Raw genomic sequence first — 12,282 nt, 5'->3', positions numbered from 1 at the left:
AGAGGCGTTCAATATGGGGAAACAAAATGCGGTTACTGATTTACGAAGGGTTATAAAGAAGATAGGTCACAACAGATATCTCGAGTTAGGTATGTGTACGGTATTGAGCGAAAGTCCACTCGAAGTTCTGATGGACGGGACTAACGTGGTATTGAGCGCAGAGGACATTACCGTGTCTGAGCGATTGACCAATCATACCGTCGAAATCGAAATGGACGGGGTGACTCGGACTGCAAAGGTGAAAAACAGTTTACAGCGAGGGGATCGCGCATTATTGATGTACGATTCTAGCGATAATAGAACGCAATTTGTCTTAATTGATCGCGTACTGTTCGCAGAAGACTTATAATATTGGATTAACGAAGATAGACGGAGTGTGGCGTGTGATTGCGTCGTACTCCACTTTATTATTTTATTTCACATATCGCCTTTTGATAATCATACCTGATAATAAATTTTTATGGCTCATATCAATCTTTACTTTTATAAATCAATACATGATACAATTAATATATCGAATACATTGCATTTATATGTCAAAAATATTTAAAAGTCGTACAATATGTAGAGTGAAAACTTTTCTTGTACCTAAGTCAAGGAAGGAGAAATGAATTTATGAATCAAAATCGTCGTATTACACACATTAAAGATCTTGCACAGATAATTCATAAATATGTATACCCTGAAAGAACTAAAGTTGATAAAGTAGATAGCATTATCGAACTTTTAAGATCTCTCGGTGTAGAAGTTTATGAATCTAAAATGAGTCAACTAAATATTTCTGGCTACGTTACTATGTCACCTGATTCCGAAAAACCAATGATTGTAGTAAATTCTGATGAGCCGGTAAGTAGACAGCGATTCACTATGGCACACGAGTTAGGGCATTTGTTACTTCACTTCAATTGGGTACCTAACACTACACTAGACCCAGATGCAGGAACAAACGTCGCATATAGACACCATCTTGAGATTTATTCTCCAAATGAAAAGGTTCAAGAATACGAGGCTAACATGTTTGCTGCTGAGTTGCTAATGCCTTCTCATAAATTTAGAGAACTGAATGAAAAGAAAAAAGATGATGCAGATTTAGCTAATTATTTCGGGGTTTCTAAATCAGCAATCGACGTAAGAAAAAATACTATTGAACAGTCACTTCATGCATGAGTGCGCACGGTAAAGGTAGTCAGAATAGCAATGATAAAGGTAAGCCTAAACAAGATGTATTCTTAGGCAGAGAATTCACTGCTTATATAAGAAAAATACAAGAAGATCTTAGTAAAGACTCGGAAGAAACAAAGGACGAGCAAGAGAGTTCTGATGTAGTTTTGGGCGTAACAGATGAATCCCATAAAAAAGGTGATGACGAATCACCTATTTCTAAAAAAACCGAAGATGAAAGCTCACCTTCAAGTACGAAAAAACAAGCAAAGAGACCAAATACTCCTACAGATGCAGTTAGAAATTCATTAGAGTTTATTGAATCGGTATCTACGTCTTCATTAGATGTATATCGACCATCTGAAGAATTAGATAAACTAGCAAAAGATTTAGATGGTCACTTAAGCCAATTCTTGATAGAAGCCTTAAAAGAGTATAAAGATAAAGGTGCAGCAAGAGAGCAATGGTCGAATAGGATCTGGAAATTCACTAAGTATCTAGTAATTGGAACTTTCGTTCTGCTTTTTATAAATTATCTTTTAGTGAATTTAAAAACAGATTGGAAAACACCTTTAGTGACAGAAAAACTTTTATATGTATTTGTAGGTGGTATGTTCGCTCAAGTTATTGCCTTAATGATTATCGTTATGAAATATGTTTTCAGCCCATCTAAAGATGTTTATAGCTATCTGACCGAGCTAGTCAAAGCAAGGAAATTAAAGAATGGCTACGAAGACAACCAAGAAAATAACGGAAATAACTCGAATAACTAATTTTTAAGTATCGATAGAAAGCGTATTAGCGCACATGTTTAATATCAATCTTATAAAAATCGACAACTTGCGTAAACTGGCGATAAATGATCGTAGGGTTCCGGAAATACTTCGGTTCTTAATTCACGATCACGAATCCGAATGCCATCGCAACATGCGGTTGCGGGACATCGTTCCGGACGGCAACGAATGCCGGGACACCGGGTGGCTGTTAATGAATCCAATCGTGGACATCGTCCACGATTTTTTTATTGTCCGCATACAGGAGACCTGTTCCGTTGACTCGAAATATTAAGAGAGTGAATGCTACTACGAACAGGGAGGGCTTCAGGATGAGAAAAGTATTGATCTTCGGGGGAACACGCTACTTCGGACGCCGGCTTGCGATTCGGTTAGCCGATTCGGGGGATGACGTGACAATCGTCACACGCGGCGAGCATACGCCACCGGTTGCGAAGGGCTTGACATTTTTCAAAGGGGACCGGACGTCAAGTAGTACGATGAAGGACTTAAGCCAACAGCACTGGGATGTTATCTATGACAATATCTGTTTCACACCGTATCAAGCAAAGCTCGCGATCGACGCGTTTGAAGGAAAAGTCGGGCGTTACGTGTTGACGTCGACGATGTCTGTCTATGAAGGCGGTGGTGCGAATATCACCGAGCGTGCCTATAACCCGTTTCCCGGGAAATATGATCTCGAGAAGGAACATGGATATGGTGAAGGGAAACGCCAAGCGGAGAGTTATTTCTTCCAACGGGCGACGTTCCCAGTCGTTGCGGTCCGTTTCCCGGTCGTTCTCGGACCAGATGACTACACGGAGCGACTCGTCTTTCATATCAAGCGGGCGCTTGACGGGCGTCCGATTGTTGCCGAAAACACATACGCGAAGATGGGGTATATCTCAAGTTACGAAGCCGCTGCCTTTCTGGAGTGGTGTGGTCGCTCCGAACTGACGGGACCGATCAACGCTGCAAGTGACGGTGTCTTATCCATTCAAGACCTAGTGGATAAAATCGACCGCGTTGCGGGGACGACAAGTCAACTCGTCGCAAAAGGAGAGGATGAATCGCCTCTTGCGCCAGAACGCGATTTCTATATGGATACGACAGCTGCGAAACAAGCCGGCTATCTGTTCCAACATGTCGATGACTGGCTCGATCGTTTGATTGAAGAGGAGGTGCGCAATCACCAATGATGCAGTTGATGAAACCAACTCTTGCGTGGGAGACAGAGTATCGCGCCTTTTTAGAAGACTGGCGAGAGTCGGGCGAAACGATCGTGCCGGAAGCAGTCGGAGACACATATGAACCACTGGGCGCTTATTTTGCGGAACTGAAGGAAATGGAGACAACAGTCAGACCGGGTCTTGTCACCCATTCGACGTACTGGATGGTCGACGGGCAACGAATCGTCGGTGCGCTGAACTTCCGGCATGACTTGACGGAGAACTTGAAGTTGTACGGTGGACACATCGGATACGGCATCCGACCATCCGAGCGTCAGAAAGGATATGCGACGACTGGGCTCCGTTTAGCGCTAGAAGAAGCACGGCAACGTGGACTCGATCAAGTGCTGTTGACGTGTGGCGTTGATAATCTAGCATCTCGCCGTGTCATCTTAGCGAACGGCGGACGAGAAATTGAGCCGACTGTTCGTAATGGACGCGAGACACGTCGCTTCATCATCCCGTTATGAGAATCCGTGAAGCACGTCTAGAAGATGCGTCAGCTATCGCCCGCGTTCATATTGATGCCTGGCGCGAGACGTATCAAGGTATCATTCCAGATCTGTATTTAGCACAGTTGTCGCATGTGAAACGGACGCAACAATGGGAACAGACATTAGTCAATCAGCGCGTGTATGTTGCCGTGTCAGGAGAAGAAGTCGTTGGCTTTGCGCAAGGTGGAGCGAATCGAAGTGATGCGCGTGAAGGGGAACTCTACGCGATTTATGTCTTGCAAGCGTCACAAGGACAAGGACTCGGAAAAGCGTTGTTTCAACGCATCGCTGAGGACTTAGCGGAATATGAGACGATGCAGGTTTCTGTCTTGCGAGATAATCCAGCGTGCCAGTTTTACGAGCGATTCGGTGGTCAGGTCTTCGAAGAATCGATGATTGAGCGAGGTGGGGTGGAACTCGTGCAACGGGTTTACCGGATACCTGTTAAAAGATCATCCGTATGAAATCGGACGTTTTCAACATCTTCGCTTTCCTTAGGCGGGATGTAAGCCGCGCCAGTTCCCATTCCATGTGATCTGTCGGGTCTTCCCTATCCCTGACGGAAGCACGCATCGTGCTTCCTTTTCCTGTGGGAGTCGAAGATGTTTGGTCACGTCCTCGATGTGATTCCATGAAAATAAGAGGTCGGACTCCGGTATGTCATCCGGAATTCGACCTCTTATTTGTTTACAGCCATTCAGTTATCTCAAGAATGATTTGTTACTTTTTCGAACAGACTCGTCGAGTGTTGCGGGTGACGAGCAGATGGATCAACGAGAAGTTTCGCTTGGTTAACGGCGATCGGTGCTTCACCGAAGCCCGTTGCGATCAGTTTGACGCGTCCTTCGTAAGTCGCGATATCACCACAAGCGAAGACGCCCGGAATCGCAGTCTCCATCTTCGAATTGACACGAATCGAATTGCGTTCGAATTCGACTTCCCATTCTTTGAGCGGTCCGAGTGACGAGACGAAGCCGAAGTTACAGACGACATCGTCCGCAGCGACGACGACGACTTCACCACTTTCAGCATGTTTGAACGTCAGCGTCTCGATGTGCGTCTCACCTGTAACCGATTCAAGTGTATACGGCGTCATGACGTTGACGGACGAATCGTGTAACAGTTCGACCGAATGTTCATGGGCACGGAACTTGTCACGACGGTGGACGAGCGTGACGGATTTTGCGATCGGCTCAAGCATCAATGACCAGTCAACTGCTGAGTCACCGCCACCCAGTAAGACGACTTGGCGATCCTTGAAACGTTCCATGTCGTTGACGAAATAGTGTAAGTTTGTTTCTTCGAAGCGTTCTGCATCCGCTACTCCGAGTGGACGCGCAGCGAACGAGCCGTTTCCTGCCGTCAAGATGACGGTCTTTGTATAATGCTCGCCTTTATTCGTGACGAGGCGGATGATTCCGTCATCCATCCGTTCGTAAGCGATGACGGTCTCACCGAGCACGTATGTCGGATCGAATTCATTTGCTTGTTCAAGCAACCGATCGACCAGTTCCTGTGCTTTTACTTTCGGAAAACCGGCAATATCGTATATATATTTTTCAGGATAAAGCGTAGCGAGTTGACCACCTAATTGAGGTAGACTCTCGATGACCTTCGTCTTCATCTGGCGCATTCCTGAATAAAACGCGGTGAACAGTCCGACCGGACCGCCGCCGATGATCGTGACATCATATGGTTGGTGCATCTGATTCCCTCCTAGCGTTGGATAGGTCCATTATATAGGAAGTAGGGGGTGAAGGTGCAAGTACGGAACATCTCACATTTTTTTAAGGGAAATTACATTTTTCTTTTGCAATCATTCCTGAAAAGTGTTTCAATAGGCTTATAGACATGTGAACATTATTTGAACAAAATTTTTGAGCATTCGTCTGTAATTGAATGTGAAGAAAATCACAACAAAACTACGATTCGTAAGGAGTATCAGAACATGAACACACCTAACATTGTTATTCTTGGAGCGGGCTACGGTGGATTGATCACAGCAGTCAACCTTCAAAAGAAACTCGGCGTCGATCAAGCGAACATCACGTTGATTAACAAACACGACTATCATTACCAAACAACTTGGTTGCATGAACCAGCTGCAGGTACGATGTCTGCGGAGCAAGCGCGCATCTACATCAATGATGTCATCAACCCGTCACGCGTCAAACTTGTCAAAGGTATCGTTGAGAAAGTCGACACGGCTGCTAAAACGGTTCTCTTACAAGATGGCGGAACAGTTCCTTACGATTACGTCGTCGTTGCTCTCGGTGGCGTTCCTGAAACATTCGGTATCAAAGGATTGAAGGAACACGCGCTGACGATCAGCTCGTTGAACAGCGTCCGTAAAATCAAGGAACATATCGATTACTCATTCGCACAGTACAAAACAACAGGATCACAAGATCGTTCACTCTTGACGATCGTTGTTGGTGGTGCTGGATTCACAGGAATCGAGTTCATGGGTGAGCTCGTCAACCGTATTCCAGAACTGTGCAAACAATATGACATTCCACGCGAACTCGTTCGTGTCGTCAACATCGAGGCAGCACCAACAGTCCTTCCAGGATTCGATGCTGATCTCGTCAACTACGCACACAAATGGCTTGAGCGTCAAGGCGTCGAGTTCAAACTCGGTAACGGCATCAAGGAATGTGGACCAGGAAGCGTCACGTTCGGTCCGCTTCAAGGTGACACGACTGAGACGATCGAAGCAAGCACGATCATCTGGACAGGTGGCGTCAGCGGTAACCCAGTCGTTGCAGCATCTGGTTTCGAAGCGATGCGTAACCGTGTCGTCGTCGAAGAAGATCTCCGTGTTCCAGGACACGACAACGTCTTCATGATCGGTGACTGTTCAGCAGTCATGGATCCAAGTTCGAACCGTCCGTACCCACCGACTGCACAAATCGCGACACAACAAGCACACAAAGTCGCTGAGAACATCGCAGCACTCATCGCGGGTCGTCAAACATCGACGTTCACGTACGAAAACAAAGGAACGGTCGCTTCGCTTGGTCACAAAGACGGCATCGGCATGGTCTTTGGTAAGAAGATTTACGGCCGTAACGCATCGTTCATGAAAAAAGTCATCGACAACAAACACTTCTTCGAATTGAAAAAGCTTGGTCTTGCGATCAAAAAAGGGAAGTTCTAAGTTCACGTTTTAGGCAAATGTACACTCGTGCATTTGCCTTTTTTGTCGGTTATACTAGAAGAGATTCAAAGGGGGAACAGTATGCATATCATTCAAGCCGTGATCGGGAGTGTGCTTTATCTCGTCATGTTCTTTAGTATCGGATTCATCTTAAACATGTTGTTGCGGAGTACATGGGTGATGCTCGTACTCTATCCGGTCATCATCATCATGATGATCGACAACCAATCGACGCTCGAATACTTCACGAATGCTCGTGAAGCAATTCCGAATCTCGGGGACCGGATTGCTGGTCTACAGACAGCGGATATCACGATGTTCGCGGCTGGTCTTGCCGGAATCATCATCGCCGGTCTATCGATTCGCTTCTTGCGTAAGAGCGGTTACCAAATGTTTTAAAGTCTACTTGAGTAAGTAGGCTTTTTTCGTGTCTGAAAAACCGTTATAATGAAAACAATGTCTTTAAATAAATGTGTAAGAGCAGATTGGGTTGAGAGCGAATGGATAAACAAATGTACCACGTTATCAAGGTATTGAATAATAATGTCGTCATTTGTTCGACTGGTGCGAATCAGGAAGTCATTATCCTCGCGAAAGGGATTGGCTTCGGTCGGAAGCCAGGCGATCAACTGACAGATCTCGACAAGTTGGAAAAAGTCTACACGTTGAAGGATAAAGAAGAACAGGATCAATATAAGGCGCTCGTCGGTCATCTCGATGAAAATTTCATCGCGTTGATGAACGAGATCGTCTCGATGATCGAGACACGCTTCGGAAAAAAGGTCGACGAACATATCCATATCGGATTGACGGATCATTTGACGTTTACGTTCAAGCGACTCGAACAAGGAATGGAAGTCACGAATCCGTTTCTTGCTGAAACGGAAGCCTTGTATCCGGAAGAGTACGCCCTTGCAGAAGAAATCGTCGAGTTCATCAGTGCCGAGATGAATTTTTACCTGCCTCCAGCTGAGACAGGATTCATCGCACTTCATATTCATTCGGCGACGAACTTCAAAGACGTACTTGAAGTCAACCGCCATCATCAACTCGTCGGTTTAATTGCTAGTCATATCGAGCAGCGACTGGAGATTAAAATCGATCGAAAATCGCTTGATTACAAGCGTCTGATTCGGCATCTTCGTTCAGCGATTGAAAGGGTTTCCAATGGGGAGTATCTAGAGGCTCCAGAAAAAGTAGAAAAGCTATTGCGTGAAGAATATCCGCTATGCTATGATACTGCTTGGGAGCTGATGTCCATCATGGAACGTCAGTTGAAGAAAGCGGTACCGCGCGGTGAGGCGACGTATCTTACGATGCATTTGCAACGCTTAGTGCAGTACGATTCAGGTAAATGACCGCACGGACTACGTGTTACTGATACGATCAGGCATGAGTGGGATGTCGGGCAAGAAGCTTTATTTCCGTTATGCAACGGGATAAGTCTATTGTCTACAATCCGCTCGTGCCTGATTTTTTTCTGTAAAAAAACGGTCAGATGTCTGACTTTTTTCGTCTCAATTATTGGCATTATTCATCATACTTCGCTCTTAACAGGAAAAGGAGGAAACACACATGTTCAAACAGATTTTTGCTGTTCTTCAACGTGTCGGTAAAGCGTTGATGCTTCCTGTAGCGATTTTGCCAGCTGCCGGTATCCTACTCGGATTCGGTAATGCGATGCAAAATCCGAACTTGACGTCAAAACTCGAGTTCTTGAAAAATGATGCAATCATCAAGGTTGCAAAATTGATGGAAGCAGCCGGGGATATCATCTTCGGTAACTTAGCACTCTTATTCGCGGTCGGTGTCGCGATTGGTCTTGCAGGGGACGGCGCAGCCGGACTTGCGGCAATCGTCGGATTCTTGATCATGAACAAAACAATGAGCGTATGGCTCGGCGTTACACCTGAAATGGTTGCTAACGGTCAAGGATATGCAAACGTACTCGGTATCCCAACACTTCAAACTGGGGTATTCGGTGGTATCATCATCGGTTTGATCGCAGCTTGGGCGTACGGGAAGTACCATAATCTCGAATTGCCACAGTTCCTTGGATTCTTTGCTGGTAAACGTTTCGTTCCAATCGTCACAGCAGTTGTTTCATTGGTTGCAGGTCTTGTTCTCGTATTCGTCTGGCCGTTTGCGCAAGATGGCTTGAACTCGTTCTCGCACTTCATGATGGAGAAAAACCCAACACTCGCAGCATTCGTCTTCGGTCTCATCGAGCGTTCGTTGATTCCATTCGGTCTTCACCATATCTTCTATGCGCCATTCTGGTTCGAATTCGGTTCGTACAAGAATGCAGCAGGAACAGTCGTTCATGGTGACCAAGCGATCTTCTTCGCACAATTGAAAGACAACGCAACATTAACAGCTGGTACGTTCATGACTGGTAAATTCCCGTTCATGATGTTCGGTCTTCCAGCAGCAGCACTCGCAATGTACCACGAAGCTCGCCCTGAGCGTCGTGCAGTCGTTGGTGGTCTTCTTGGATCAGCAGCACTTACAGCATTCTTGACAGGTATCACAGAGCCAATCGAATTCGCATTCTTGTTCGTAGCTCCAATCTTGTTCGCAGTTCACGCTGTCTTCGCAGGTCTCTCGTTCATGACAATGCAATTGTTGAACGTTAAGATCGGTATGACATTCTCTGGTGGTTTGATTGACTTCCTTCTCTTCGGTGTTCTTCCAGGACGCACGCAGTGGTGGCTCGTCATCGTCGTCGGTCTTGCACTTTCTGTCATCTACTACTTCGGATTCCGTTTCGCGATCCGTCAGTTCAACTTGAAAACACCAGGTCGTGAAGATGAAGTTCAAGAAACATCATCTGTTCAAGGTTCTGAACTCGCTGAAGGTATCCTTGACGCACTCGGTTCAGAGTCGAACATCAAACACTTGGATGCATGTATCACACGTCTTCGTGTCGAAGTTCTCGACAAATCGAAAGTCAACAAAGATGAGTTGAAAAAATTAGGTGCTGCTGGTGTCCTTGAAGTTGGTAACAACGTTCAAGCAATCTACGGACCGAAATCAGACAACATCAAGTCTGAAATCCAAGCCGTCATCGCATCACGTAAACAAGAAAAAACAGTCTAATGTTTTAAGAAATGAGTCCTTCTGCGGAAGGGCTTATTTTTTTTGGAAAAATCTTTTAGAATCGTTTTGCGCTAGAATATTTTAGGGTATGAACTAAGTAGTTTGTTTAAAAAAGGAGGGAATATACGCATGTGGAAAAACGTGTTTGGTGTCTTACAGCGGATCGGTAAGGCCTTGATGTTACCGGTAGCGATTTTGCCGGCAGCGGGGCTATTGCTCGCGTTCGGGACAGCGTTTCAAAACCCGAACTTGACGCAATATTTACCGTTCCTCGAGAACGATTCGCTAGTCGTCATCTGGCGAGTCATGCAGGATGCGGGTGACATCATCTTTGCGAACCTCGGGTTACTGTTTGCCGTCGGGGTCGCGATTGGTCTTGCGAATGGGGAAGGGGTTGCCGGTCTAGCAGCGATCGTCGGTTTCCTGATCATGAACAAGGTCATCAGTTCATTCTTACAGATTACACCAGAAAAAATCACGGAAGCACAGAAAGCGAGTGACTTGTCGTATGCGACGGTCCTCGGGATACCGACCTTGCAAATGGGGGTATTCGGAGGGATCATTGCAGGTTTGATAGCAGCGTACAGTTATAATAAATTCTTTAAAATCAAACTGCCTGATTTCCTCGGATTCTTCGCAGGGAAACGTTTTGTTCCGATTGCAACTGCCTTATTTAGTCTTGTTGCCGGGTTTGCCTTGTCGTATATTTGGCCACCGATTGGAACAGGTATCAATACGTTCTCAAAAACAATCATCGAAGCAAACGAACCGTTGTCTGCCTTCATCTTTGGACTCGTCGAACGTTCATTGATTCCGTTTGGTCTTCATCATATTTGGTACTCAAGTTTTTGGTTCCAGTTCGGGGAATACACGGATAAAGCTGGAACGATCATCAATGGGGATCAGCGAATCTTCTTCGCACAATTGAAGGACGGTGTACCATTTACAGCAGGGACGTATATGACCGGGAAATATCCATTCATGATGTTCGGTCTGCCGGCAGCCTGTCTTGCGATGTACCATACCGTTGCGAAGGATCGTCGTAAAGCCGTCGAAGGTCTTTACTTCTCAGCTGCGTTGACTTCTTTCCTGACTGGTATCACGGAGCCAGTCGAGTTCTCCTTCGTATTCGTTGCACCACTCTTGTTTGCCGTTCACGCTGTTTTTGCAGGTCTTTCATTCATGATCATGGATTTACTGAACGTCAAGATCGGGATGACGTTCTCCGGTGGATTGATTGACTACACGTTATTCGGGATTCTACCGAACCGAACCTCGTGGTGGCTCGTCATTCCAGTCGGTCTTGTCTTCGCTGTCATCTACTACTTCGGATTCCGTTTCGTCATCACGAAGTTTGATCTGAAGATTCCGGGGCGGGAAGCGATTAAAGAAGGTGCCGCTACTTCAACGGCACAAGCAGGCGATCTACCGTATGAAATTCTACAAGCATTCGGTGGTCCGTCAAACATTAAACATTTAGATGCTTGTATCACACGACTTCGGATTACGGTCAATGATAAGTCCGGAGTCAATAAGGATCGCTTGAAAGAACTCGGTGCTGCTGGTGTTCTTGAAGTCGGAGATAACGTCCAGGCCATCTTTGGACCGAAATCCGATGGGATCAAGACAGAAATGGCAGATATCATGAAAGATCCAAATTATAAACCGAAAGAAACACCGGAAGCAGATCCAATTCCACAAGTACCAACGGGAGACGAAGCACGGACTTCTGGAACTGGTACAGCAGATGCCGGTCCACTCGCTGGGGATCGTGGTGGGGCTTACGTGCCTGAAGATGGATATGTCGCACCACTGAGCGGTATCATTCGTTCTCTCGATGATGTACCGGATCAAGTGTTCTCCGGTCGCATGATGGGTGACGGATATGCGATCGAACCAACGGAAGGATATGTCGTCTCTCCAGTCTCTGGTGAGATCACGACGTTCTTCCCGACGAAACACGCGATTGGTATTCTTGCGGATAATGGAGATGAAATCTTGATTCACATCGGTATTGATACGGTGTCACTCGAAGGAAAAGGATTCGAGGCGTTGGCGAAAGCCGGCGATCGTGTCGAACCGGGGACACCACTCCTCAATGTCGATCTTGAACAAGTACGACCACTCGTACCATCATTACTGACACCAATCATCGTCACGAATAGTGGGGATCGAAAAGTCGACGTTGATGTTGGACGGACGGTCGAAGCCGGAGAAGCAATTTCGTATCGTATAGAGTAAAGAAGAAAAGCGACGGATCGCCCTGAGCGATCCGTCTTTTTTGTGTGAAATGATCGTAGAGCACATTTGATAATGAGATTTTGCACATATGATGATACAATAAGTTAGCTATTATAAGAGTTAGC

11 protein-coding genes and 2 pseudogenes are annotated in these 12,282 nt (G+C 45.9%); 12 read left to right on the top strand and 1 reads right to left on the bottom strand.

The annotated features are described in order from the left end of the window. Positions 1-13: 13 nt before the first annotated feature. From EXW93_RS12245 to EXW93_RS12220, 7 genes and pseudogenes are all read left to right on the top strand, one after another. The gene (locus EXW93_RS12245) at positions 14-349 is read left to right on the top strand and encodes a DUF2577 family protein (RefSeq protein WP_174316504.1); all 336 of its coding nucleotides are present in this window, start codon (positions 14-16) and stop codon (positions 347-349) included. 266 nt (positions 350-615) lie between these two features. Next, on the top strand, positions 616-1,167 hold the full coding sequence (locus EXW93_RS12240) for an ImmA/IrrE family metallo-endopeptidase (RefSeq protein ID WP_174316503.1): 552 nt from the start codon (positions 616-618) through the stop codon (positions 1,165-1,167). Next, positions 1,164-1,934, top strand: a complete 771-nt coding sequence (locus tag EXW93_RS12235) for a hypothetical protein (RefSeq protein ID WP_174316502.1) — start codon at positions 1,164-1,166, stop codon at positions 1,932-1,934. The genes EXW93_RS12240 and EXW93_RS12235 overlap by 4 nt, the downstream gene beginning before the upstream one ends. Positions 1,935-2,056: 122 nt before the next feature. Beyond that, a pseudogene (locus tag EXW93_RS16475) lies at positions 2,057-2,149 on the top strand (iron-sulfur cluster assembly accessory protein); the annotation flags it as partial. 117 nt (positions 2,150-2,266) lie between these two features. After that, positions 2,267-3,133 carry an NAD-dependent epimerase/dehydratase family protein gene (locus EXW93_RS12230; protein WP_035396393.1) on the top strand — a complete coding sequence of 289 codons (867 nt, stop codon included), beginning with the start codon at positions 2,267-2,269 and terminating at the stop codon, positions 3,131-3,133. After that, positions 3,130-3,633 carry a GNAT family N-acetyltransferase gene (locus EXW93_RS12225; protein WP_075643068.1) on the top strand — a complete coding sequence of 168 codons (504 nt, stop codon included), beginning with the start codon at positions 3,130-3,132 and terminating at the stop codon, positions 3,631-3,633. The genes EXW93_RS12230 and EXW93_RS12225 overlap by 4 nt, the downstream gene beginning before the upstream one ends. Further along, on the top strand, positions 3,630-4,121 hold the full coding sequence (locus EXW93_RS12220) for a GNAT family N-acetyltransferase (RefSeq protein ID WP_035396395.1): 492 nt from the start codon (positions 3,630-3,632) through the stop codon (positions 4,119-4,121). The genes EXW93_RS12225 and EXW93_RS12220 overlap by 4 nt, the downstream gene beginning before the upstream one ends. Positions 4,122-4,363: 242 nt before the next feature. Here EXW93_RS12220 and EXW93_RS12215 read toward each other — a convergent pair whose 3' ends face one another. Next, entirely contained in the window at positions 4,364-5,362 is a 999-nt protein-coding gene (locus EXW93_RS12215) for an NAD(P)/FAD-dependent oxidoreductase (protein ID WP_023469135.1), read from the bottom strand. Positions 5,363-5,605: 243 nt separating this feature from the next. Between EXW93_RS12215 and EXW93_RS12210 the strand changes: the two genes are divergently transcribed. From EXW93_RS12210 to ptsG (EXW93_RS12190), 5 genes and pseudogenes are all read left to right on the top strand, one after another. Then, complete coding sequence (locus EXW93_RS12210) at positions 5,606-6,817, top strand: NAD(P)/FAD-dependent oxidoreductase (RefSeq protein ID WP_023469134.1); 1,212 nt, start codon at positions 5,606-5,608, stop codon at positions 6,815-6,817. 81 nt (positions 6,818-6,898) lie between these two features. Next, positions 6,899-7,216 (top strand): YuiB family protein, encoded by a 318-nt coding sequence (locus EXW93_RS12205; protein ID WP_023469133.1) that lies wholly within the window; start codon positions 6,899-6,901, stop codon positions 7,214-7,216. A 101-nt stretch (positions 7,217-7,317) separates the two neighbouring features. Beyond that, on the top strand, positions 7,318-8,175 hold the full coding sequence (gene glcT / locus EXW93_RS12200) for a glucose PTS transporter transcription antiterminator GlcT (RefSeq protein WP_023469132.1): 858 nt from the start codon (positions 7,318-7,320) through the stop codon (positions 8,173-8,175). Between the two features lie 217 nt (positions 8,176-8,392). Further along, positions 8,393-9,895, top strand: a pseudogene (ptsG, locus tag EXW93_RS12195) (glucose-specific PTS transporter subunit IIBC); the annotation flags it as partial. 150 nt (positions 9,896-10,045) lie between these two features. Beyond that, positions 10,046-12,157, top strand: a complete 2,112-nt coding sequence (gene ptsG, locus EXW93_RS12190; protein ID WP_055968832.1) for a glucose-specific PTS transporter subunit IIBC — start codon at positions 10,046-10,048, stop codon at positions 12,155-12,157. Positions 12,158-12,282 lie beyond the last annotated feature (125 nt).

The sequence above is a fragment of the Exiguobacterium sp. JMULE1 genome, assembly GCF_013337175.1.
GTDB classification, from domain to species: domain Bacteria; phylum Bacillota; class Bacilli; order Exiguobacteriales; family Exiguobacteriaceae; genus Exiguobacterium_A; species Exiguobacterium_A indicum.
The sequence above is the reverse complement of the archived record's forward strand: the minus strand, read 5'-3'. Positions and strand labels throughout refer to the sequence as shown.

What these genes read in the sequence shown, in the direction of transcription:
- EXW93_RS12235 (WP_174316502.1), top strand. Translation starts at nt 1,164, where the DNA reads ATGAGTGCGCACGGTAAAGGTAGTCAGAATAGCAATGATAAAGGTAAG.
- EXW93_RS12205 (WP_023469133.1), top strand. Translation starts at nt 6,899, where the DNA reads ATGCATATCATTCAAGCCGTGATCGGGAGTGTGCTTTATCTCGTCATG.
- EXW93_RS12210 (WP_023469134.1), top strand. Translation starts at nt 5,606, where the DNA reads ATGAACACACCTAACATTGTTATTCTTGGAGCGGGCTACGGTGGATTG.
- EXW93_RS12220 (WP_035396395.1), top strand. Translation starts at nt 3,630, where the DNA reads ATGAGAATCCGTGAAGCACGTCTAGAAGATGCGTCAGCTATCGCCCGC.
- EXW93_RS12245 (WP_174316504.1), top strand. Translation starts at nt 14, where the DNA reads ATGGGGAAACAAAATGCGGTTACTGATTTACGAAGGGTTATAAAGAAG.
- EXW93_RS12240 (WP_174316503.1), top strand. Translation starts at nt 616, where the DNA reads ATGAATCAAAATCGTCGTATTACACACATTAAAGATCTTGCACAGATA.
- ptsG (WP_055968832.1), top strand. Translation starts at nt 10,046, where the DNA reads ATGTGGAAAAACGTGTTTGGTGTCTTACAGCGGATCGGTAAGGCCTTG.
- glcT (WP_023469132.1), top strand. Translation starts at nt 7,318, where the DNA reads ATGGATAAACAAATGTACCACGTTATCAAGGTATTGAATAATAATGTC.
- EXW93_RS12230 (WP_035396393.1), top strand. Translation starts at nt 2,267, where the DNA reads ATGAGAAAAGTATTGATCTTCGGGGGAACACGCTACTTCGGACGCCGG.
- EXW93_RS12225 (WP_075643068.1), top strand. Translation starts at nt 3,130, where the DNA reads ATGATGCAGTTGATGAAACCAACTCTTGCGTGGGAGACAGAGTATCGC.
- EXW93_RS12215 (WP_023469135.1), bottom strand. Translation starts at nt 5,362, where the DNA reads ATGCACCAACCATATGATGTCACGATCATCGGCGGCGGTCCGGTCGGA.